The sequence below is a fragment of the Xanthomonas sp. WHRI 8393 genome (assembly GCF_040203315.1).
GTDB classification, from domain to species: Bacteria; Pseudomonadota; Gammaproteobacteria; order Xanthomonadales; family Xanthomonadaceae; genus Xanthomonas; species Xanthomonas arboricola.
The window spans coordinates 432,720-453,448 of the sequence record NZ_JBEGGL010000002.1; the positions used below are offsets into that span (position 1 = coordinate 432,720).

Annotated in this window: 21 protein-coding genes; 11 read left to right on the forward strand and 10 right to left on the reverse strand. The window is 65.7% G+C overall.

What is annotated here, in order from left to right; all coding sequences use genetic code 11:
- Window positions 1-29 precede the first annotated feature (29 nt).
- Window positions 30-1,448: a cryptochrome/photolyase family protein gene (locus tag ABQ137_RS07775; RefSeq protein ID WP_349781826.1), complete on the forward strand. Its 1,419-nt coding sequence runs from the start codon at window positions 30-32 to the stop codon at window positions 1,446-1,448.
- 280 nt (window positions 1,449-1,728) lie between these two features.
- Window positions 1,729-2,454, forward strand: coding sequence for a YiaD family glycine zipper/OmpA-like lipoprotein (locus ABQ137_RS07780; protein WP_016902719.1), 726 nt, complete (start codon window positions 1,729-1,731; stop codon window positions 2,452-2,454).
- A gap of 7 nt (window positions 2,455-2,461) precedes the next feature.
- On the opposite strand, the gene ABQ137_RS07785 is transcribed toward ABQ137_RS07780, so the two are convergent.
- Window positions 2,462-2,848 (reverse strand): hypothetical protein, encoded by a 387-nt coding sequence (locus tag ABQ137_RS07785; RefSeq protein ID WP_349781828.1) that lies wholly within the window; start codon window positions 2,846-2,848, stop codon window positions 2,462-2,464.
- Between the two features lie 712 nt (window positions 2,849-3,560).
- On the reverse strand, window positions 3,561-4,595 hold the full coding sequence (locus ABQ137_RS07790) for an XC_2801 family transcriptional regulator (protein ID WP_054592674.1): 1,035 nt from the start codon (window positions 4,593-4,595) through the stop codon (window positions 3,561-3,563).
- Between the two features lie 130 nt (window positions 4,596-4,725).
- Here ABQ137_RS07790 and ABQ137_RS07795 point away from each other — a divergent pair, with 130 nt between their 5' ends.
- The 6 genes from ABQ137_RS07795 (at window position 4,726) to ABQ137_RS07820 (ending at window position 12,379) form a co-directional block, all read left to right on the forward strand.
- Window positions 4,726-4,953 (forward strand): hypothetical protein, encoded by a 228-nt coding sequence (locus tag ABQ137_RS07795; RefSeq protein WP_349781830.1) that lies wholly within the window; start codon window positions 4,726-4,728, stop codon window positions 4,951-4,953.
- Complete coding sequence (locus ABQ137_RS07800) at window positions 4,950-5,723, forward strand: SDR family NAD(P)-dependent oxidoreductase (protein WP_039520429.1); 774 nt, start codon at window positions 4,950-4,952, stop codon at window positions 5,721-5,723. Before ABQ137_RS07795 ends, ABQ137_RS07800 begins: the two co-directional genes overlap by 4 nt.
- Window positions 5,720-6,910, forward strand: coding sequence for an efflux RND transporter periplasmic adaptor subunit (locus tag ABQ137_RS07805; protein WP_039514498.1), 1,191 nt, complete (start codon window positions 5,720-5,722; stop codon window positions 6,908-6,910). Before ABQ137_RS07800 ends, ABQ137_RS07805 begins: the two co-directional genes overlap by 4 nt.
- A gap of 105 nt (window positions 6,911-7,015) precedes the next feature.
- Window positions 7,016-10,186 carry an efflux RND transporter permease subunit gene (locus ABQ137_RS07810; RefSeq protein WP_065032449.1) on the forward strand — a complete coding sequence of 1,057 codons (3,171 nt, stop codon included), beginning with the start codon at window positions 7,016-7,018 and terminating at the stop codon, window positions 10,184-10,186.
- A 43-nt stretch (window positions 10,187-10,229) separates the two neighbouring features.
- Window positions 10,230-10,961: an SDR family oxidoreductase gene (locus tag ABQ137_RS07815; RefSeq protein ID WP_016904913.1), complete on the forward strand. Its 732-nt coding sequence runs from the start codon at window positions 10,230-10,232 to the stop codon at window positions 10,959-10,961.
- Window positions 10,955-12,379 carry an efflux transporter outer membrane subunit gene (locus ABQ137_RS07820; protein ID WP_102580995.1) on the forward strand — a complete coding sequence of 475 codons (1,425 nt, stop codon included), beginning with the start codon at window positions 10,955-10,957 and terminating at the stop codon, window positions 12,377-12,379. Before ABQ137_RS07815 ends, ABQ137_RS07820 begins: the two co-directional genes overlap by 7 nt.
- 136 nt (window positions 12,380-12,515) lie before the next feature.
- On the opposite strand, the gene ABQ137_RS07825 is transcribed toward ABQ137_RS07820, so the two are convergent.
- Window positions 12,516-13,490, reverse strand: a complete 975-nt coding sequence (locus ABQ137_RS07825) for a GGDEF domain-containing protein (protein ID WP_065032447.1) — start codon at window positions 13,488-13,490, stop codon at window positions 12,516-12,518.
- A gap of 94 nt (window positions 13,491-13,584) precedes the next feature.
- Here ABQ137_RS07825 and ABQ137_RS07830 point away from each other — a divergent pair, with 94 nt between their 5' ends.
- Entirely contained in the window at window positions 13,585-13,890 is a 306-nt protein-coding gene (locus ABQ137_RS07830) for a hypothetical protein (protein ID WP_046342210.1), read from the forward strand.
- A 97-nt stretch (window positions 13,891-13,987) separates the two neighbouring features.
- Here ABQ137_RS07830 and ABQ137_RS07835 read toward each other — a convergent pair whose 3' ends face one another.
- On the reverse strand, window positions 13,988-15,685 hold the full coding sequence (locus ABQ137_RS07835; RefSeq protein WP_349781834.1) for a sensor domain-containing diguanylate cyclase: 1,698 nt from the start codon (window positions 15,683-15,685) through the stop codon (window positions 13,988-13,990).
- Between the two features lie 155 nt (window positions 15,686-15,840).
- Between ABQ137_RS07835 and ABQ137_RS07840 the strand changes: the two genes are divergently transcribed.
- A complete protein-coding gene (locus ABQ137_RS07840) occupies window positions 15,841-16,089 on the forward strand; it encodes a hypothetical protein (protein ID WP_065032450.1) in 249 nt (82 codons plus the stop codon).
- A gap of 107 nt (window positions 16,090-16,196) precedes the next feature.
- Window positions 16,197-16,367, forward strand: coding sequence for a hypothetical protein (locus ABQ137_RS07845; protein WP_166771132.1), 171 nt, complete (start codon window positions 16,197-16,199; stop codon window positions 16,365-16,367).
- A 287-nt stretch (window positions 16,368-16,654) separates the two neighbouring features.
- On the opposite strand, the gene ABQ137_RS07850 is transcribed toward ABQ137_RS07845, so the two are convergent.
- The 6 genes from ABQ137_RS07850 to ABQ137_RS07875 all read right to left on the reverse strand — a co-directional run bounded on the left by ABQ137_RS07850 (window position 16,655) and on the right by ABQ137_RS07875 (window position 20,702).
- Window positions 16,655-16,864, reverse strand: coding sequence for a helix-turn-helix transcriptional regulator (locus ABQ137_RS07850; protein ID WP_349781836.1), 210 nt, complete (start codon window positions 16,862-16,864; stop codon window positions 16,655-16,657).
- Window positions 16,861-17,439, reverse strand: a complete 579-nt coding sequence (locus ABQ137_RS07855) for a J domain-containing protein (RefSeq protein ID WP_349781838.1) — start codon at window positions 17,437-17,439, stop codon at window positions 16,861-16,863. The genes ABQ137_RS07850 and ABQ137_RS07855 overlap by 4 nt, the downstream gene beginning before the upstream one ends.
- Window positions 17,432-17,755 (reverse strand): hypothetical protein, encoded by a 324-nt coding sequence (locus ABQ137_RS07860; RefSeq protein WP_065031523.1) that lies wholly within the window; start codon window positions 17,753-17,755, stop codon window positions 17,432-17,434. The genes ABQ137_RS07855 and ABQ137_RS07860 overlap by 8 nt, the downstream gene beginning before the upstream one ends.
- Complete coding sequence (locus tag ABQ137_RS07865; protein ID WP_104605286.1) at window positions 17,752-17,967, reverse strand: hypothetical protein; 216 nt, start codon at window positions 17,965-17,967, stop codon at window positions 17,752-17,754. The genes ABQ137_RS07860 and ABQ137_RS07865 overlap by 4 nt, the downstream gene beginning before the upstream one ends.
- A gap of 673 nt (window positions 17,968-18,640) precedes the next feature.
- Window positions 18,641-20,506: a DNA cytosine methyltransferase gene (locus ABQ137_RS07870; protein WP_349781841.1), complete on the reverse strand. Its 1,866-nt coding sequence runs from the start codon at window positions 20,504-20,506 to the stop codon at window positions 18,641-18,643.
- A 37-nt stretch (window positions 20,507-20,543) separates the two neighbouring features.
- On the reverse strand, window positions 20,544-20,702 hold the full coding sequence (locus ABQ137_RS07875) for a hypothetical protein (protein WP_349781843.1): 159 nt from the start codon (window positions 20,700-20,702) through the stop codon (window positions 20,544-20,546).
- Between the last annotated feature and the right edge of the window lie 27 nt (window positions 20,703-20,729).

A 20,729-nucleotide genomic window follows, 5' to 3' on the forward strand; every position in this document is an offset into this window, starting at 1 on the left:
GCGCGCCTCATCGCCGCTGCCGAGCTTGTATGTCCTACGCCATCGTCTGGTTCCGTCGCGATCTGCGCCTGCAGGACAACCCGGCCTTGCAGGCTGCGCTGGATGCGGGGCACCAGCCGATTCCGCTGTATATCGATGCGCCGCACGAAGAGGGCGAGTGGACGCCTGGCGCCGCCTCGCGGAGCTGGCGGCATCGCTCGCTCGCGGCGCTGGATGCGGCCTTGCGCGCACTCGGCAGCGGTCTGGTGCTGCGCGCCGGTGACAGCGCGCAGGTGCTGGATGAGGTGATCGCGCAGACCAAGGCGGTGGCGGTGTACTGGAACCGCAAGTACGAGCCGGCCACGCAGCCGCGCGATGCGCAGATCAAGCGCAGCCTGCGCGAGCGCGGGATCGAAGTGCAGAGCTGCAACTCCGCACTGATGGTCGAACCATGGCAGTTGACGACGCAGCAGGGCGGCCCCTACAAGGTGTTCACCCCGTTCTGGCGCAATGCGCTTACGCAGCTGCAATTGCCGGCTGCCGTGCCGGCACCGCGCAGCCTGCCGCCGTTGCCTGCGCACTTGAAGAGCGCTGCGCTGGACACGCTGGGGCTGCTGCCGGCGCTGGACTGGGACCGAGGCTTCTGGGAGCACTGGCAGCCCGGCGAGGCCGGCGCGCACGAGATGCTGGAAATCTTCATCGATGGCGCGCTGTCCGGGTATCGCGAAAACCGCGACCGGCCCGACCGGGTCGGCACCTCGCAGTTGTCGCCGCATCTGCATTTCGGCGAGATCGCGCCGTGGCGGATCGCCGGCACGCTGGAAACCAATCGCAACGCACGCAACGGTGCCGAGATCGACGGCTACATCCGCCAGCTTGGCTGGCGCGATTTTGCGTATCACCTGCTGCACCATTTTCCCGACACCACCAACCAGAATCTCAACCCGCGTTTCGAAGGCTTTGACTGGGCCAAGCTGGACCCGGTCGCATTGCAGGCCTGGCAGCGGGGCCGCACCGGCATTCCGATCGTCGATGCCGGCATGCGCCAGCTCTGGCACACCGGCTGGATGCACAACCGCGTGCGCATGATCGTGGCGAGCCTGTTGTGCAAGCATCTGCGCGTGCACTGGATCGAAGGCGCGCGCTGGTTCTGGGACACGCTGGTGGATGCGGACCTGGCCAACAACACCCTGGGGTGGCAATGGGTGGCCGGTACCGGCGCCGATGCAGCGCCGTATTTCCGCGTGTTCAATCCGGTCACGCAGGCGGAGAAGTTCGATCCGCAGGCCGCCTACATCACGCGCTGGGTACCTGAGCTCGGCAAGCTTGCGGTCAAGGAACGCTTCGCGCCGTGGCTGCATCCGTTGTCGCTGGCGCGGCTGGCACCGGAGTATCCGCGCACGCCGATCATCGGCCTGGCCGAAGGCCGCGATGCGGCGCTGGCGGCGTATGCAAAAACGCGCGGCTAAGCGCGAGCGACATCCTGATTGCGTGGTCAGCTGATGCTCGCTTCTGCGTGTTCTCTTCTGCAAGGCTGCAGCGTTGCATGCGTGCGCTGCGACGCTTGTTTCGCACATCACCGAATGCGTTACGCGGATACATGGTGCTGTCCACGCAGAAAACGTTTTCCTGAATGCAGCACTAGCCGCGCGCGATCGGAGGTCGGTTTCATCATGCGCCAGTCGCGTTGGCCTGTTTATCCTCGCCGACACGATTGAGTGCCGGATGGTCCGGCCACAGGAGAACACCATGTCCCCAGCAGCCACCAAGAGCCTTGCCGTTGCCCTGGCCAGCGCCATTGCGTTGTCCGCCTGCGCCACCGGCGGCTCGTATGTGCAGCGCGACCAGTACGGCGAGCAGACCCAACAGCAGAACCGCACCGGCCGCAATGCGCTCATTGGCACAGCGATCGGCGTGGCCGCTGGTCTGCTGACCGGCGACAGCGCCACCGAGCGTCGCCAGCATGCGATGGTCGGCGCCGGCATCGGCGCGCTCAGCGGCGCGGCGGTTGGCCAGTATCAGGATCGCCAGGAGCGCGCACTGCGTGAGCGCACCGCCAACACCGGCATCGAAGTGCAGCGCCAGGGCGACAACATCACCCTGAACCTGCCCGACGGCATCACCTTCGACTTCGGCAAGTCTGCATTGAAGCCGCAGTTCTACAGCGCGCTCAATGGCGTGGCGTCCACACTGCGCGAGTACAACCAGACCATGGTGGAAGTGGTCGGTCACACCGACAGCGTCGGCAGCGACGCAGTCAACCAGCGCCTGTCCGAAGAACGCGCCGGCGCGGTCGCGCAATATCTGACCGCGCAAGGCGTGCAGCGTGAGCGCATGGAAACCATGGGCGCCGGCAAGCGTTACCCGATCGCCGACAACAGCACCGATGCCGGCCGCGCACAGAACCGCCGCGTCGAAATCCGCCTGATCCCGCTGCGCTCGGAGGGTGCCGGGAACAACACGGGCATGCGTTGAGTCTGCCTCACTGAATCGTGGCGAGTCGATTGACGAGCCGCGATGAGTAACCAAGACGGGCCGCGAAAGCGGCCTGTTTTTTTGCGCTGTGAATTTTTTTGATCAAGTGCGACGCGTCAGTCTCTTGATTGCTGTTTTGGCGGGTGCGGTGCCATTGCGGTTTTGCGGGATCCATGGGCGGCATGGAGCCTTCTGTGGATGGATTCACGGCGTGCATGAAGAAGCGAGGGGAGAGCATCGCGACCTTGGCTAACCGGCTTGAACATTCCATCACCGCAGAAGTTCGGGTTTTGGTCGCCTTTGTGGTGATTGGATGGTGGGATGCGTCGAGTGCGAAAGCTGCCGATCTGCGAGTTTTTTGCAGGGCCCTTGCCCGCCCACCATCGCAGGACACGCCGCAAGTACGTCCATGTAGGCTCTTACGCGGCATCCATGCCGCGTAAGGTCCCGCGACAGTGGGCGGGCAATGACCTGTCGGGATGGTCGGTGTGCGTGGTTGTAAGCAAGGCATGCCGTACGTTGTTCGGAGCACTAAGTGTTCGATCAACCTCTCATCATTTTCCCGTCGCAAGCCGAGCAGCAAACGGGCTTTCAACACGCAAGCTACAAACGTCGCATCTGCTATCGCAGGCCGAGTAACAATCTTTAAAAAGCAGCCGACCAACTTTCTGGTGCGGTGTCCTTGCCGGTTGCGGGACCCTCGGCGGCATGGATGCCGCCGAGGAGCCTCCACGGACGGATTCACGGCGTGTCCCGCAAGCGGTGAGGGCACCGCGCACTCGACCGACTGGTCTTTTGACTTGCAGCTGGACGTTATCGCTAGGCGTTGACCAACGCAGTTTCGGATCTCCAGACCACCCTAAAGCTCGCGCGTTCGGTCGCTTTAAGATTGCATCGGTCGATAGCGGTGTTGGTGATTCGCCACGACAAAAAGCACCGGCGCCGGATGGCACAACATTCCTGCAGCGATTCGGGAATGGAGAATGGAGATTTGTAGCAGCCAGGAAGTTTTCGCTCGTATGGGCAAAATGCCTCCTCATCCGCCATTCGGACACCTTCTCCCGAGAGGAGAAGGCTGCTCCATTGAGCGAATACTAGAGTGCAGACTACGCCGTGACGTTTTCCAGGATGCGCTTGCCTTCTGCACGCAGTTCCGCGTCTGCGCCGACCTCGATCTTTGCATCGTTGTCGGCCTTTTGCGCGGCCAGACGCGCGGGGCATTGCGCCATCATGTAGTCCGCGTCGAAGTTCATCCGCGTCACCAGGAAGTCCACGAAGGCGCGCACTTTCGGCGAGACCAGGCGGCCGCCGGCGAACACCGCGTTGAAGTCCACCTCCGGCCCGGTCCAACCCGCGAGCACCCGGCGCACCAGACCCGATTGCACGAAGGGCTTGGCCATCACATCGCCGGTCAACAGCAAGCCTTCGCCGCATAGCACCGCGCCATTGAGCGCAGCCGGATCGTTGGCCACCATCAACGGATTGACCGGGAAATCGCGCACATCGCTGCCGTCGCTGAGCGACCAGAAAAAGCGGTTGTTGTGCACGTTGCGGTTCTTGCGCAGCGCCAGCGTGCGATGGAACTGCAGCTCGTCCGGATGCAGCGGCTCGCCATAGCGCTCGATGTAGGACGGGCTGGCGAAGACCTGCGTGCGCAGGCTGCCGAGCTTGCGCGCCACCAGATTGGAATCGGGCAGCGCGCCGACGCGCAGTGCCAGATCGGCTTCGCCGCCGATCAGGTCCAGTTTCTCGTTGCCCAGATGCATGTCCAGCTGGATTTCCGGGTACTGCGCATGGAACTCGCCCAGCAACGGTGCGATCCAGGTGATGCCCAGCGAGTAGGGCACGGTGAAGCGCAGCCAGCCGCGCGGGCCGGACTGCAATTGCCCGACGGCGCTCTCGGCTTCTTCCAGTTCGCGTGCGATGCGCTGGCAATGTTCGTGATAGACCGAGCCGGCTTCGGTCAGGCCGATGCGGCGCGTGGTCCGGTGCAGCAGGCGGGCACCCAGGCGGGTTTCCAGTTCCTGCACCTTGCGGCTGACGGTGGTCTTGGGCAGGCCAAGCGCGTTGGCGGCTGCGATGAAGCTGCCTTGTTCGACCACCTTGACGAAGATCAGGGTGTCGTTGAGATCGTGAGTCATGGGGACTGCCTTCCGGGGGTCAGGAGGGATTAGACCGCTTACGGGACGATTATTCCCCTAAATCAGGACTAATCAAGTGCTGGTTTGGGGCCTAACTTATGCGGCATCCCCTCCATGCAGGAGCACGGCCATGTGGTTGTGCAATGTTTTCGGCTTGTCGTCGACATCGCGTAGCGCCATCGAAGGTGCCTTCGATCCAGTGGTTTCCACGGCGAGAAGCCCGCGTGCCGGCGTTTCGCGCGCTTTTTCGACATCGCCCCGGCGTCAGGCCGGCGGCGCTCCGACACAGCGGACTGGACTGTCGGCGCGTCTGGCGCAGCGCGGAATTGTCCCGATATCGGGAGTGAAAGTCCCATGACCGGGATGGTCCAATCCGAGACGGCCGTCATCGGCGGCGCGGGCAATGTCGGCGCCGGTATCGTCGCCGCCTTGCTCGATGCCCGGATGCCGGTGTTGGTGATTGGACGCGACGCCGCCAAGCTCGACGCGTTGCGCGCGCAGCATGGCCACACACCGCTGCTGGAGACCTTGCAGGGCTCGGTCGCCGACGACGCTTCGGCGCAGGCGCTGGCCGGCGAACTGGCCCAGCGCCCGCGTCCGCTGGCAGCGGTGATCGCCAGCGTGGGCAGCCCGCTCAAGGCCGGCCGCCTGCTGGACCGCCCGGTCACTGCGCTGCGTCGCCGCATCGAGCGCGACGTGCTGCCGCACCTGGCGGCCGCGCGGCATCTACTGCCGCTGCTGGCCGAGGCCGAGGGCGGCGGCCGCTATCTGCTGCTGGGTAGCCCCTGCGCGCTGCGTGCCTGGGCCGCGCACGGCGATACCTCGATTGCCGCTGCCGCCACCCGCATGCTCGCCCAGGTCCTGCACGAGGAAGCCAAGCCGCTCGGCGTCCGCGTGCACCTGCTGTCGGTCGAGCAGCCGGTGTGTACGCCGGGCCGTGCCAAGGATGCGTGTCCGGAATGGATCCGCGCCGTGGATGTCGGCCGCGCGGCGGTCTCGCTGATCGCCGGGCCTGGCCAGCCCGGGCAAGCCATCGTGACCGTCAGCCGTCGCCTGCACGCCGCTCCATCGGCCGACCGGCTCGCCGGTCTGCATTTTCCCATCCCCACCCGAGAGATTTCCCCATGACCCCGAACGCCACCCCGTTCCGTTTTCCCTTGCGTACTGTGTTGACGGGCGCCGTACTCGCGGTTGTGCTGGCCGGTTGCGGCAGCAAGGCTGCCGAGACCGGCGCGCCGCCGCCGCCCAGCGTCAGCGTCGCCCCGGTGTTGCTGAAGGAGATCAGCCAGTGGGACGAATTCAGCGGCCGCATCGAGCCGGTGGAAAGCGTCGAGCTGCGCCCGCGCGTGTCCGGCTATATCGACAAGGTCAACTACGTCGAAGGCGCCGAAGTGAAGAAGGGCGATGTGCTCTTCAGCATCGACGACCGCAGCTACCGTGCCGAATTCGCGCGCGCCAACGCGGCGCTGGTGCGTGCACGCACGCAGTCCACGCTGGCCCGCAGCGAAGCGGCACGCGCCCGCAAATTGTCCGACCAGCAGGCCATTTCGACCGAGACCTGGGAGCAGCGCCGCGCTGCCGCCGATCAGGCCGATGCCGATCTGCTGGCCGCGCAGGCCGCGCTGGATACCGCCAAGCTCAACCTGGACTGGACCCGCGTGCGTGCGCCGATCGATGGCCGCGCCGGGCGTGCGATGGTCACCGCCGGCAATCTGGTCACCGCCAGCGACAGCGCCAGCGTGCTGACCACGCTGGTGTCGCTGGACAAGGTGTTCGTGTACTTCGATGCCGACGAAGGCACCTTCCTGCGTTATTCGCAGATGGCCCGCAACGGCGAGCGTCCGGATGCGCGCGGCGGCGAGTTGCCGGTGCGCATCGGCCTGGTCGGCGAGCAGGGCTTTCCGCACACCGGGCGTGTGGATTTCCTGGATAACCAGGTGACCCGCAGCACCGGCACCATCCGCGTGCGCGCGGTGCTGGACAACGCGCAGCGCCAGTTCACGCCGGGCCTGTATGCACACGTGCAGTTGCTGGGCAGCGGCCAGTTCAAGGCCATGCTGGTCGACGAAAAGGCCGTGCTGACCGATCAGGACCGCAAGTACGTGTACGTGGTCGACAAGGACGGCAAGGCGCAACGGCGCGACATCGAGCTGGGCCGCAATGCCGACGGCCTGCGCATCGTGCGCAAGGGACTGGCCGCCGGCGACCGCGTGGTGGTCGATGGCGTGCAGAAGATCTTCATGCCTGGCATGCCGGTCGATGCCAAGACCGTGGCCATGGCCGCCGCACCGGACAAGCGCACCGCGTCGAACTGATTCATCGCTGCATCGCGTCCGTGACCACCGGCCTTGAAACAAGGCCGGTCCGGGGCCGCTGTGCCGCGCCGCCACCCGGCGGCAACCTCTTTCAGGACCACCCCAATGGACTTTTCCCGTTTTTTCATCGACCGGCCGATCTTTGCCGCGGTGCTGTCGATCATCATCTTCGCTGCCGGCCTGATCGCCATGCCGCTGCTGCCCATCAGCGAGTACCCGGAAGTGGTACCGCCGAGCGTGCAGGTGCGTGCGGTCTATCCGGGCGCCAACCCCAAGGTCATCGCCGAGACCGTCGCCACGCCGCTTGAGGAAGCCATCAACGGCGTGGAAGACATGATGTACATGAAGTCGGTCGCCGGCTCCGATGGCGTGCTGGTGGTCACCGTGACCTTCAAGCCGGGCACCGATCCGGACCAGGCGCAGGTGCAGGTGCAGAACCGCGTCAGTCAGGCGCAGGCGCGTCTGCCCGAGGACGTACGGCGCCAGGGCGTGACCACGCAGAAGCAGTCGCCGACGCTGACCATGGTCGTGCATCTGACCTCGCCCAAGGGCAAGTACGACTCGCTGTACCTGAGCAACTACGCCACCTTGAAGGTCAAGGACGAACTGTCGCGCCTGCCGGGCGTGGGCCAGATTCAGATCTTCGGTGCCGGCGATTACGCCATGCGCATCTGGCTGGATCCGGACAAGGTCGCCGCGCGCGGGCTGACCGCCAGCGACGTTGTGGCGGCCATCCGCGAGCAGAACGTGCAGGTTTCTGCCGGCCAGCTCGGTGCCGAGCCGATGCCCAACAAGAGCGACTTCCTGCTGTCGATCAATGCGCAGGGCCGCCTGACCACCGAAGAAGAGTTCGGCAACATCGTGATCCGCAGCGGCAACAGCGGCGAGATCGTGCGCCTGTCGGATGTGGCGCGTCTGGAACTGGGTGCGGGCAACTACACCCTGCGCTCGCAGCTGGACAACAAGAACGCGGTCGGCATGGGCGTGTTCCAGTCGCCGGGTGCCAACGCGATCGAATTGTCCGATGCGGTGCGCGCCAAGATGGCCGAGCTGGAAAAGCAGTTCCCGCAGGACATGGCGTGGTCGGCTGCGTACGACCCGACCGTGTTCGTGCGCGACTCGATCAGCGCGGTGGTGCACACGCTGCTGGAAGCGGTGCTGCTGGTGGTGCTGGTGGTGATCCTGTTCCTGCAGACCTGGCGCGCCTCGATCATTCCGTTGCTGGCGGTGCCGGTGTCGGTGGTCGGTACGTTCGCCGCGCTCTACCTGCTGGGTTTTTCGATCAACACGCTGAGCCTGTTCGGCCTGGTGCTGGCGATCGGCATCGTGGTCGACGATGCGATCGTGGTGGTGGAAAACGTCGAGCGCAACATCGAAGAAGGGCTGGCCCCATTGGCTGCTGCGCATCAGGCGATGCGCGAGGTGTCCGGGCCGATCATCGCCATCGCGCTGGTGCTGTGCGCGGTGTTCGTGCCGATGGCGTTCCTGTCGGGCGTGACCGGCCAGTTCTACAAGCAGTTCGCGGTGACCATCGCCATTTCCACGGTGATTTCGGCGATCAATTCGCTGACCCTGTCGCCGGCACTGGCCGCCATGCTGCTCAAGCCGCATGACGCACCGAAGGATGGCCCGTCGCGGTTGATCGATCGCTTGTTCGGCTGGTTGTTCCGTCCGTTCAATCGCTTCTTCAACAGCAGTTCGCACAAGTACCAGGGCGCGGTCTCGCGCACCCTGGGCAAGCGTGGCGCGGTGTTCGCGGTGTATGTGCTGCTGCTGGTGGTCACCGGCTTCATGTTCAAGGTGGTGCCGGGCGGCTTCATCCCGACCCAGGACAAGCTGTACCTGATTGCCGGTACCAAGTTGCCGGAAGGCGCCTCGCTGGAACGCACCAACGAAGTGATCCGTCAGATCACCCAGATCGCGCTGCAGACCGAAGGCGTGGACCACGCGATTGCGTTCCCGGGCCTGAACCCGCTGCAGTTCACCAACACGCCCAATACCGGCACGGTGTTCCTGACGCTCAAGCCGTTCAGCCAGCGCAGCCGCACTGCGGCGCAGATCAACGCGGAGATCAACGCCCGCATCAGCCAGATCCAGCAGGGCTTTGCGTTTGCGTTCATGCCGCCGCCGATCCTGGGCCTGGGGCAGGGCTCGGGCTACTCGCTGTACATCCAGGACCGCGCCGGCCTGGGCTATGGCCAGTTGCAGAGTGCGGTCAATGCGATGTCCGGTGCGATCTCGCAGACGCCGGGCATGCAGTTCCCGATCGGCACGTATCAGGCCAATGTGCCGCAGCTCGACGCCAAGGTCGATCGTGACAAGGCCAAGGCGCAGGGCGTGCCGCTGACCAACCTGTTCGACACCTTGCAGACCTATCTAGGTTCGTCCTACATCAACGACTTCAATCGCTTCGGTCGCACCTATCAGGTGATCGCCCAGGCCGACGGACAGTTCCGCGACAGCGTCGAAGACATCGCCAACCTGCGCACCCGCAACGATCGCGGGCAGATGGTGCCGATCGGCAGCATGGTCACGCTGGGCCAGACCTACGGCCCGGATCCGGTGATCCGCTACAACGGCTACCCGGCCGCCGACCTGATCGGTGAAGCGGACCCGCGCGTGCTCTCCTCCACCCAGGCGATGCAGACGCTGTCCGGCATGGCGCCGAAGGTGTTGCCTAACGGCATGAATATCGAGTGGACCGACCTGAGCTATCAGCAGTCCACCCAGGGCAACTCGGCGCTGATCGTGTTCCCGATGGCGGTGCTGCTGGCGTTCCTGGTGCTGGCTGCGTTGTACGAGAGCTGGACGCTGCCGCTGGCGGTGATCCTGATCGTGCCGATGACCTTGCTGTCGGCCTTGTTCGGCGTGTGGCTCACCGGCGGCGACAACAACGTGTTCGTGCAGGTGGGGTTGGTGGTACTGATGGGCCTGGCGTGCAAGAACGCGATCCTGATCGTGGAGTTCGCCCGCGAACTCGAAATGCACGGCAAGGGCATCGTCGAGGCCGCGCTCGAAGCCTGCCGCCTGCGTCTGCGTCCGATCGTGATGACCTCCATCGCCTTCATCGCCGGCACCGTGCCGCTGGTGTTCGGGCATGGCGCCGGCGCCGAAGTGCGCTCGGTCACCGGCATCACCGTGTTCGCCGGCATGCTCGGTGTGACCTTGTTCGGCCTGTTCCTGACCCCGGTGTTCTACGTGGCGCTGCGCAAGTGGGTCACCCGTCGCGAACCCGCTGCACCGGCCACCGTCGCGCACGATCACGTCAAGGCGTGAGTGCGTCGTCCCCAATTCCCATTCGCAGTACAAGGACATTGAAATGAGCAACCACAAGATCGCATTGGTCACCGGCGCCACCCGCGGCATCGGCCTGGAAACCGTTCGGCAACTGGCCCAGGCCGGCGTGCATACGCTGCTGGCCGGGCGCAAGCGCGACGATGCCGTCGCCGCCGCACTCAAGCTGCAGGCCGAAGGCCTGCCGGTGGAAGCCATCCAGCTCGACGTCAACGACGACATCAGCATCGCTGCGGCAGTCGGCACGGTGGAGCAGCGCCATGGCCACCTGGACATCCTGATCAACAACGCCGGCATCATGATCGAGGACATGCAGCGCACGCCGTCGCAGCAGAGCCTGGAGGTGTGGAAGCGCACCTTCGACACCAACCTGTTCGCGGTCGTCAGCGTCACCAAGGCGTTCCTGCCGCTGCTGCGTCGCTCGCTGGCCGGGCGCATCGTCAATGTGTCCAGCATGCTCGGCTCGCTGACCCTGCACACCCAGCCCGGTTCGCCGATCTACGACTTCAAGATTCCCGCCTACGACGCCTCCAAGAGCGCGGTCAACAGCTGGACGGTGCACCTGGCCCATGAGCTGCGCGACACCGCCATCAAGGTCAACACCGTGCATCCGGGCTACGTCAAAACCGACATGAACGGTGGCGGCGGCGAGATCGAGGTGGAGCAGGGCGCGCACAGCAGCGTGCAAATGGCATTGCTCGACGCGCACGGCGCCACCGGCAGCTTTACGCATCTGGGAGAAGTGTTGCCATGGTAAGAACCTTTCTGAGCGTGGCACTGGCTGCGCTGGTGCTCAGCGGCTGCGCGGTGGGGCCGGATTACCGGCCCGACCCGCCGGCCGCGGTGACCTTGCAGGGCGCGCAGGATGCGGCCTTCAGCGGCGAATCGCCGGTCGGTAATTGGTGGTCGCAGTTCGACGACCCGGTGCTGGAACAACTGGTGCGCGATGCCTTGTTCGCCAACCACGATCTGCGCATCGCCGTGTCGCGCGTCAAGCAGGCACGCGCGGTGTTCGTCGAGCGTCGCCTCGACCAGGCCCCGCACATCACCGCGCAGGGCAGCTTCGATCGACGCGAACAACAGCAGGTGGTTGCCGGCAACCAGCGCTTCCTCACCGAGCAGACCACCCTGGGCCTGGATGCGGCCTGGGAGCTGGATCTGTTCGGCCGTCAGCGGCGTGCCTCGGAAGCGGCGCGTGCGGATCTGGAAGCCGAGCAGGCCGGCCTGCTCGACGTGCAGGTCACCGTCGCTGCCGAAGTGGCGCGCAACTACTTCGAGTTGCGCGGCACGCAAAAGCAGCTGGAGGTGTCCAAGCGCACGCTGACCAACCTGCACGACACCCAGCGGCTGACGCAGACGCGTTGGGACCTGGGCGCCGGCAGCGAACTGGATGTGCAGAGCAGCCTGGCGCGCCTGAAGGCGATCGAGGCGGACATTCCGTTGCTGGAAACCGCCGAGGCGCAGTACCGCCATCGCCTGGCGGTGCTGCTCGGCCAGCCGCCCAATGCCCTGGACGCCACCCTGGTGGCGCGCACCACGCCCGCGTTCGCACGTGCATTACCGCTGGGCGATACCGCCGGCTTGTTGCGTCAGCGCCCGGACGTGCGCAGCGCCGAACGTCGCCTGGCAGCGGCCACCGCGCAGGTCGGCGTGGCCACCGCGGATCTGTTCCCGCGCATCAGCGTCAGCGGCTTTGTCGGCTTCCTGTCCGGCGACGCGGCCAGGCTGACCGAGGGCAGCGGCAAGGCCTGGTCGATCACCCCGTCGATCAGCTGGGCGGCATTCGACTTTGGCACCGTGCGTGCCCGCCTGCGTGCCAGCAAGGCGCAGGCCGACGGTGCCTTGGCGCAATACCAGCAGACCGTGTTGCTGGCGCTGGAAGACACCGAGAACGCCTTGATCGGCTACGGCCGCCAGCAGGCACGCCTGGCGATCGTGGTGGAGCAGGCCAATGCGGCGCGACGTGCCGAACAACTGGCGCAGATCCGCTACCGCGAGGGTTCGGAAGACTTCCTGACCCTGCTGGACGCGCAACGCACCCAGCTGGCCGCCGACGATGCATTGGCGCAGGCCGAGGCCGCGGTGAATGTCGGGGTGGTCGGTGTGTACAAGGCGCTGGGCGGCTGGAAGCAGGGCGAAGCACCTGCGGCACCGGTGGCCGTGCTCAATCGGTAAGGCAGGCCTGCAGGGCGGCCGTCAGGTCGCCCTGCAGGGACCCGGCTGCGCCAACGCCTCGTCGGCCGATACGGCGGCTGGATTCCGGGCGACGGTCGGCATGCCTGCCGACCGGCTGATCACACGAGGGCTGCGCTCAGTCGGCCACCCGCACGCTGTCGCGGCCGCCGTTCTTGGCCAGATACAGCGCCGCATCGGCACGCGAAAACCAGTCCTGCCAATGCGTTTCGCCATCGTGGCGCGCCGCGCCCAGCGACACTGTGATCCGCCCACCCGGGCCACGCAGCCCGTTGCGGATCACCTTGCGCAAGCGCTCGGTGGCCGCTTCCAGTTCCTGCAGGGAGCCGGCACGCAACAGCACCACGAATTCTTCGCCGCCGAAGCGGAACACCTGGTGTGGCTCGCGCACTTCGAAGCGCAGGATGGTGGCCAGATCCGACAACGCGGCGTCGCCTGCGGCGTGCCCGTAGAGATCATTGACCTCCTTGAAATGGTCCAGATCCAGAATGATCAGGCTGTTGAGCCGTTCATTCGGCTGGCGTCGGTCGATCTGATGGGTGAGCGCACGCTCGAGCATGCGCCGGTTTGGCAGGCCGGTCAGCGCATCCAGCGAGGCCAGCTCTTCCAGATGCACGCGGTCGTCCTGCATGCGCAGCGAGAACGCGTACCCCACCGCCAGCGTCACCAGCGTCACCACGACCGTCGACACGCCCTGGCCGGGGCTGACGATCAGGCCCGGCAACAGCAGCAGCGCCGCCAGCAGCGGCAGGCTCAGCAGCACGGCGCGTTGCGGGCCGCACAGGAAGTAATTGGTGGCCAGCACCGGAAACAGCCAGGGCAGGGCGCCATCGCCGCCGGTCCAGCAGGCCACCAGACAGCCACCCACATTGATCGAGGCCAGCCACACGCCGCCGGCGCCGGTGCGCTCTGCATCGCGCATCTTCCAGCCACGCCATATCGCAAGCACACCGAGCGATGCGGTGATCAGGCAGGCCAGCGCCTGACCGGTAATGGCCAGGTACACCGCATAGAGGCAAAGCAACAGCGCGGTGATCGGCCCCAGCATCTTGACGATGCCGAGACGGAAATCCCGCCGCAGGTGGAGGATCACAGGGAAGGTTCTATAGGAGTCGGCATCATTATCGGCGGAGCCTTGCGAAAGTTGAGCGTGCACGCGCCGCGGCAGCGGGTCGGAAAATGAAGCGTTGCCGGGTCGGGCTTCGCACATCCTTGACGGCCGTGCCGCAACCGTAGCGTCTTTGCCGTCGGAGTCTGCCATGCCCACACGCGAAGAACTCGACATGCGCCTGGACGCGCTGCAGGACGAACTGCCGCAGCTATCGGCCGATGAAGACGCGGATTTCGACTATCTCGATTTTCAGGCGCGTGCCCAGGCCGTGCTCAGCAGTGCCGCGGCCGAGGACGCGGCCTATGTGCGGACCCGCGTCGACAACATGCTGGCGGGTGCCGGCCTGATTCCAACCGATGCGGATGGGCGCAGTTGCGCTTGATGCCCGCTACGCGCGGTCAGTGCAACGCCTGCATTGCGGGCGCGCGTGGCGCGACGGTATGCCCGCAGACGCAGGTCCAATCTGATAAAGGCATGTCTCAGCCTGCGGCTGCGGCGCCCGCACTCACTACCTGATTGCGTCCGGCCTGCTTGGCGCGGTACAGCGCCTCGTCCGCGCGACGCAGCAACTGCGCCATATTGCCCGCATGTTGGGGAAAGCTGGCCGCACCGAACGAGGCGCTGACCTTCGGCAACGACACGCCATCGGCCATCACCTGCAGCGTTTCGATGCCGGCACGCAGCTTCTCGGCCATCCTGCAGGCGGTCGCCAGATCCACTTCCGGCAGGATGATCGTCAACTCCTCGCCGCCATAGCGGCAGCAGATGTCTTCGCCGCGCGTCTGCGCCAGCAGGAATTCGCCGATCGCCGCCAGCACGCGGTCGCCGCCGCTGTGGCCGTGCAGATCGTTGAACTGCTTGAAGTGGTCCACGTCCAGCATCAGCACCGACAAAGGGAGGGCCCGCCGCGTGCAGCGCGCCAGTTCGTGATTGAGCGCTTCTTCGAGATAACGGCGGTTGTACAGACCGGTCAACGGATCGCGAATGGATTGCTGGCGCAGCGTCTCGCGCAGGCGCAGGTTGTGCAACGCCAGCGACAATTGTTCGGCTGCGGCCTCGGCCACGGTCAACGAGGCCAGATCGCGCGGATCCTCGCTGCGTAGCGCCAGCATCCCCAGTTGCGTGCCTTGAGCCGATAGCGGGATGCAGGCGGTGCTCGCATGCGCCGGAAGATTGGCGCCGACGTGTTGGCAGAGCATGCCCTGGCTGGCGTCTTCCACCACATGCGTGCGGTCGCGGCGCAAGGCCCAGCACGTGTCCGGGGCGATGCTGGCGCTGTCGTCGTCGGCCATCGTGCCCCAGGCCACCACCTGTTCGGCACGATCGCGCGAGGCGCGCAGCAAATAGACCGCGCCGGCCGCGCCCGGGATCAGCGGGGCGATCGTGCGGGCGGTGATTTCCAGCGCTTCCTCGGCATTGCGGCAGTTCTGCAGCAGGCCCGAGTAACGTGCCAGCGCCTCCAGCCCGGCCGACGTGCGTTCGAGCGTGGCGAACGATTCGATCAGGCGTTCGCTGGTCGTGCTGGCCGCGTCTTCGGCGAGCACGCGTCGTTCCAGTTCGCGCGACAGCAACCGGTAGGCCAGCAACATCACCAGCAAGCCGCTGAAAATCCCGACCACGGTCACCCACAGCACCCACTGCGCGCTGCGCGCATTGGTGTCGGTACGCTTCACCAGTTGCTGGCGCTCCAGTTCCGTCATGGTCTGCACCTGGCGGCGCAGCGACGACGAGGTCTGGAACACGCCGCGTGCGATCGAGGCGCGCGCGCCATCCAGGCCCTGCTTGCGATAGCTGTGCAACAGGTCATTGATCTGGACCAGGCGCATGTCCACCAGGCGTCCGAGCGCCACGACGTTGCGCCGCTGCACCGGGTTGTCCTGCACCAGGGCATCCAGTCGCACGATGCGCTCGGGAAGCCGCCCGATCGCATCAGCGTACACCCCGAGAAACGCTTCATTGTCGGTCAGGACATAGCCACGCACCGACGACTCTGCCGACAGCATCCCGGCCTGGATCTCGTCGATGCTGGCGATCACTTCCTGCGTATGCGTCACCCAGCCGGCATCGGCCAGCGAGCGCTGCGTGGTGAAATAACCGCCCACCCCGATCAGGACGAAGATCACCCCGCCAAGCAACAAGGCGCCGGCGGCGTGACGTTTTGCGTTCCTGGTTAACACCGTGTTCCCCTGACATCGATTGTCTGGTTGAGGCTGATGCAAGTCGCGTGCCCATGCTCCACTTCGCTTGTCAGTCAGCTGCGGGACGGGCTTGAGGTCGCTCCGGCGCCGGCACGACGGTATCCTTCATGCTCGTCACCGAGCCGGGCAACAGAGTGGTCATTTTCCTTGGTAGCTATCGATTGACCTGTCGCGCTGCCCGGGGCGATGGCCCCAGCCGCGGCTGGGTCGCCGACTGGCAGATCGCCCAGATTGGGGCCGGCAGCGCCGGCGACCTGGCGGGCAGCGCCCTGTCGGCCACGTTTCCCGACCACCGCAGCGCCATGGCCGCCGCCCGGGTTGCCGGCATGGTGACGCTGGAAGCGATGCATGCCGAAGCGCAGCGGCAGCTCGAGTCCGCGTGAGCGGCATGCGTGCCCGGTCGCATCGACCACGCCGGCACCGCACCAGCTGGCATACGGTTTGCTTCCAGCCCTGAGCAACGCTGGGGAGCGTCTTGGACGGAAGCGACATGCAAGAGCCCAACAAAAGTGCCCTGGCCCTGCTGCAGCAGGAAGCCACCGAACTGCTCGCGCTATTCGATCAACTGCGTGGCGATGCAGTGCCGGCGCATGACGCGGACAGCGTCGTCGCAACCGCATCCACCGAATGCACCGAACAGACCGCCCACGTCACTAATTGACTCAGCAGGTAAGCCCGCCGACGTCTGCGATGCAGGGGCTGTCGGGCGAGACGCGATGCGACATTCTGTCAGCGCGATGTCGCTGCCGATCATGCGTCACCACGGCAGGGTATCGCCCATGAAAAAGGCCGGAAGCCCTCTGCATCGAGGAGTCCCGGCCTTAGTCGGTCGTCTTAGGACCGTTGTTTGGTGGAGGTGGGCTCTACGTCCGATTAGCCGTAAGGCATTGAATGGAAAGGCGTTGGCCTATCCAATGCGGGCCAGATGCCCCCACAGATACCCCCAGCTCAAGCGGCCTTGTCCCGCTGGGCGATTTGTTGGTTGATCCAGTCGGCGACCTCGGACTCCACCCATACCGACGATGTGCCCAAGTGGAGGGGCTGCGGGAAGGTCTTATCCCGGATGCGGCTATAGAGAGTGGACTTCGACATGCCGACGCGCTGAAGCACGTCGCGCAGCCGGAGCAGCCGCTGGGTGGCGGTCGGGGTGTTGCTCATCGTTTGGTCTCCTGTTGGTATGCCTGCCAGGCGGACTGCACCCGCTGGAAGGTATCGGCGTTGCCGCGATTGTCGGGATGGTGCTGCGAACGCAGCCGGCGGTAGCTGCCCTCCGGGTCGGCCGGGTCCAGGACATCGCGCCAGGACAGCGCAACCGGCGCGGGCAGGGCCGCGAAGCCGGTAAATGCCCGCTCCATCATGTCGGAGCTGCCCCAGCGCTCAATGCCGCGAATCGCGCCGATCGTAAGGGTGATGGCCCGCAGATTGGCCTCGCGCTTGGCGAACTTGTCGCAGGCCAGGACCATCTCCACACCCTTGCGGGTGAAGTAGACGGCGATCCCCTCGTCGTCGTTGCGAGGCTGCTGGCTGTACGGCATGCCGTCCTGGCGCAGCTTGAGGTTGCTGCTGACGATGATGTTGCGCGCGCCGAGCCTGCCAAGCTCGTCTACAAGGTCGCGGAATGCGCGGTCGGTGCTCTGCGCCTTGAACGGACTGTGCGCGCGGAGGTGGCCGGGCGTGCACGGCCATCCCGCCGGCCACGTCAGCGGGTAGCGCTGGTCGGGGCGCTCAGCCATTGCAGCCTCCCAGCACGCCGCGCTCGGCACTGCGCAGTGCTCGCGCCAGCTTTGGCGCCCACCAGGCCGGCTTGCCGATGATGGTGCCGGGGGGCATCTCGCGCTCCAGCCACTGGACGAACAATTCCGGCACGCCCGCGGCAGCAGGGGCTGCCTGCAGCTCGGAGAGGGCTTCCAGCATCTCGATCCAGTTGCGGATGGCGACCGGCGCATGGCCTTGCGTGACTTCGCAATCCTCTGCGACGCCAGCATAGTTGCGCATCGACGCGATGATGTCGGACAGAGTCGGCGTCTCGGGGGTGATGGTCGGGGTCATGCTGCTTTCTCCTGTTTCGCCAGCGCGGCGCGAAGCTGCTCGGCCTGGCCCTGGCATGTGTTAATGGCTTCTGCGCAGATGGCACGCAGAGCCTGGTTCTCGGCGGTGACCCGCTCGATGTGGTCGGCGGCCATGGCCAGCTGCTGGCGCAGCAGATCCTTGGCCGGCTGTTTCATCCGGCGGGGCTCGCGCGGGAAGAGCTGGGGCTTCATGGCTGCCTACCGCTGGAATAAGCGAGCGGCTTCGATATAGGCTCTGCCGTATGGACGAAAAGAATCTCTATCTCGCGCTCGCTTGCGTGGCCGGTAATGCTCCAAGCCACTCGCCAATCGTTATCCCAGATCTGATCTCTGCGCGTTGGGTGGCCCCCGGCGGCCCGCCACATAGGCTGACGGCTGCGGGTAAAAGCGAGCTGCGGCGCCTGCGTCCGATTTACGGTGGATCTAGCCCGATGGGTGCCATTTTTTAAAAGGACTATCTGAGCTGTCGGCGTGGCCGCTGCTAGAATCCTGGAGCGGCACGATGCCGTCTTAAATGCCGAGGAATGGTCATGCTGTGCAATCTCTGCGAGAAAATTAAGGCGCAACCGGAGCGCGACCATTACTACGATCACTTGGAAGACCAAGGCACACCGCGTGCGCCTATCGGACGAGAAATTGCCTCTCTTGTTTGCGCGGATTGCGGAAGTAGCTGGACAAGGGCTCTGTACAAGCCAACTGGTCAAGTGAGCTGGACTCTTCAGGCCGAGGCATAGCACATTTCTTTGGCCAATTCTTTCGGCCGGGCGATAGTCGGGGGGGGCGTAGCCAGGCATGTTCGTGATGTAGATCAGCACCACGTTGCCAGCCTTACTCGCCAGGACGCTGGGGCAGTCGCCGACGTGGATCATGCGGCGTCCCTCAGCAGCGTCATGGCAAGCGCCTTCGCAGTGCGGTTCGGCACCGCATTGCCGATTTGCTTCGTGATCTCGGTGGCATTCCCTGCGAAGTCGTAGACCTCGCCCTCGTCGTCGAATGACGTTGCGCGCGCCAGCTCTCGCCAATGCAGCATCCGATAATTGATGTCGATGCGGACCTCGTCGCACTCCTGCGTGGCCGGCTGAGCTAGGCCCAGTTCGCCACGGTTGGCACCGGTGATTGTCGGCAGCGGTTCGTCCATGCCATGGGTGCGCGTGTCGCCGTGATGGGTCACGGGCAAGGCGAATGCCAGCGATTCGGATGTCGTGATCGTCGGCAGAGGGTCGGTTGCGCTGCGCATGTCGCGCGTGCGGCCGATGCCTACGTTGCCCCGCATGACGATCGGCTGGGCGATGGCCACTTCGTTGGAGCCGGTCAACGCGGGCACCGGCGCGTCGGGATTGAGGATGCGGCTGGCTGGATCGCGACCGTCGCTGTCCCCGTGGCCTGCACGCATCAGCACAGGCTCGGCCAGGCCGAAACGTGCTTTCGTGGTCACGCTGGGCACTGGCTCGCTGACCGCAGCAGCGGTAAGGCCTGAGCCTCCACCGTAGTAGGGCGCCACGAGCGGCACTGCCATTGCCTGATCGCCGCCCTTCGCGGTGGTAACTGTGCGCAGCGGTTCCTCGGTGCTGCGCGGCGGCGCCTTGTTGCTGCTGTTCGACACCGGGACGATCAGCGGGTCAGCGAGGAAGCCGCCACCGGCGGTGCAGATCGTGGGCAGCGGCTCATCGATAGGACGCGAGGTCCGCCCGCCATCGCTGTTGGTGCGCATCACGATAAGCGGCTCCACCAGCTGAGGACGTGCACACCCAGGGCGCGCGCCGCCGGCGCCGCCGGTGGTGATGGTTGGCAGTGGCTGGTCGAGATCTCGCGCGACGCCACCGCTGGCCGTGGCTAACACTATCCCCATGCCATCCGGCGCGACCAGACCGCGTTCGATCGCCTCGGCGCGCGGGAATGTCAGGCGCGGCACGCTACCATCGAACAGCGCCTGGAGCGCTTCGACGTAAGGCGCGGGCCAGCTGTATTTCACCGCTCCTGCCAATATCCGGCGGATCGTGTTGGGCTTCAGCGGCTTCTTGCGAGTGAAGATGCTTGCGCCGGTCATGCTCCAGTCGATGACCTCGCGCGCACCGCGCCACTTCGCGCGTGTGCCGACCAGATCAGAGGATGCTGAACGGGCGTGCGACGGCTCTGGCCATTCGAGCGGGCCGCGATCGCTGCGACCGATCAGGAAGAACCGGCGGCGGGTGGTCGGGTCGCCATAGTCCGCGCAGCAGAGAATGCGCCAATCCAGGCGGAAGCCGATTGCTTCGAGCGCGGCGACCCATGCGCGGAAGTACTCGCCTTTGCGGCTCGGGATCGGCCTGCCGGTCACCAGCGAGCACGGACCCCAGTCCATGAACTCGGGCACGTTCTCTACTTCCAGCCGCTTGACCCTCAACTCAGTGCACCAGCGCACCACATGCCACGGGTCCATGCGCTGCTGGTCGTGCACGGGCCGGCCACCACGTGCGCGGCTATGGAACACGCACGACGGCGCCGCGATGAGCAGATCCAGATAGCCCTCGGGTACATGATCCAGCGGCAGTGCCGTCTCTAGGTTCGCGCAGGCGATGCGTGCAGCGTGCTCGGGATGGTTGCGCCGGTTCGTCTCGATCGCGACATCCCAGTGGTTCACGCCCACCAGCTTCATGCGCAGGCCGAGCTCGCGCACCGCGCGTGCCACTCCATTGCTCATGCCGCCGGCGCCGCAGAACAGATCGGCCACCAGCAGGGGACGCGTGCGCACGCGTGGCTGCACCTCAATGTGTGCGGGGTAAGAGCCGTCAGCCACCGCGAGACTCCCGCTGCGCTTCGTCGCGCAGCTGCTGTAGCGCCGGCAGGTGGGTGAGCCGGATCAGCTCATCGCTTGCGGCTGCTTCGCGCGCGCGGCTCAGCGCCCAGTCCAGCGCGGCGAGCTTGTCGTTCGGGTGCAGATTGGTCATGGCAGAATGCCCACGTCACGAGGGGGC

What these genes read in the sequence shown, in the direction of transcription:
- ABQ137_RS07775 (WP_349781826.1), top strand. Translation starts at nt 30, where the DNA reads ATGTCCTACGCCATCGTCTGGTTCCGTCGCGATCTGCGCCTGCAGGAC.
- ABQ137_RS07780 (WP_016902719.1), top strand. Translation starts at nt 1,729, where the DNA reads ATGTCCCCAGCAGCCACCAAGAGCCTTGCCGTTGCCCTGGCCAGCGCC.
- ABQ137_RS07790 (WP_054592674.1), bottom strand. Translation starts at nt 4,595, where the DNA reads ATGACTCACGATCTCAACGACACCCTGATCTTCGTCAAGGTGGTCGAA.
- ABQ137_RS07795 (WP_349781830.1), top strand. Translation starts at nt 4,726, where the DNA reads ATGTGGTTGTGCAATGTTTTCGGCTTGTCGTCGACATCGCGTAGCGCC.
- ABQ137_RS07800 (WP_039520429.1), top strand. Translation starts at nt 4,950, where the DNA reads ATGACCGGGATGGTCCAATCCGAGACGGCCGTCATCGGCGGCGCGGGC.
- ABQ137_RS07805 (WP_039514498.1), top strand. Translation starts at nt 5,720, where the DNA reads ATGACCCCGAACGCCACCCCGTTCCGTTTTCCCTTGCGTACTGTGTTG.
- ABQ137_RS07810 (WP_065032449.1), top strand. Translation starts at nt 7,016, where the DNA reads ATGGACTTTTCCCGTTTTTTCATCGACCGGCCGATCTTTGCCGCGGTG.
- ABQ137_RS07815 (WP_016904913.1), top strand. Translation starts at nt 10,230, where the DNA reads ATGAGCAACCACAAGATCGCATTGGTCACCGGCGCCACCCGCGGCATC.
- ABQ137_RS07820 (WP_102580995.1), top strand. Translation starts at nt 10,955, where the DNA reads ATGGTAAGAACCTTTCTGAGCGTGGCACTGGCTGCGCTGGTGCTCAGC.
- ABQ137_RS07845 (WP_166771132.1), top strand. Translation starts at nt 16,197, where the DNA reads ATGCAAGAGCCCAACAAAAGTGCCCTGGCCCTGCTGCAGCAGGAAGCC.
- ABQ137_RS07850 (WP_349781836.1), bottom strand. Translation starts at nt 16,864, where the DNA reads ATGAGCAACACCCCGACCGCCACCCAGCGGCTGCTCCGGCTGCGCGAC.
- ABQ137_RS07855 (WP_349781838.1), bottom strand. Translation starts at nt 17,439, where the DNA reads ATGGCTGAGCGCCCCGACCAGCGCTACCCGCTGACGTGGCCGGCGGGA.
- ABQ137_RS07860 (WP_065031523.1), bottom strand. Translation starts at nt 17,755, where the DNA reads ATGACCCCGACCATCACCCCCGAGACGCCGACTCTGTCCGACATCATC.
- ABQ137_RS07865 (WP_104605286.1), bottom strand. Translation starts at nt 17,967, where the DNA reads ATGAAGCCCCAGCTCTTCCCGCGCGAGCCCCGCCGGATGAAACAGCCG.
- ABQ137_RS07875 (WP_349781843.1), bottom strand. Translation starts at nt 20,702, where the DNA reads ATGACCAATCTGCACCCGAACGACAAGCTCGCCGCGCTGGACTGGGCG.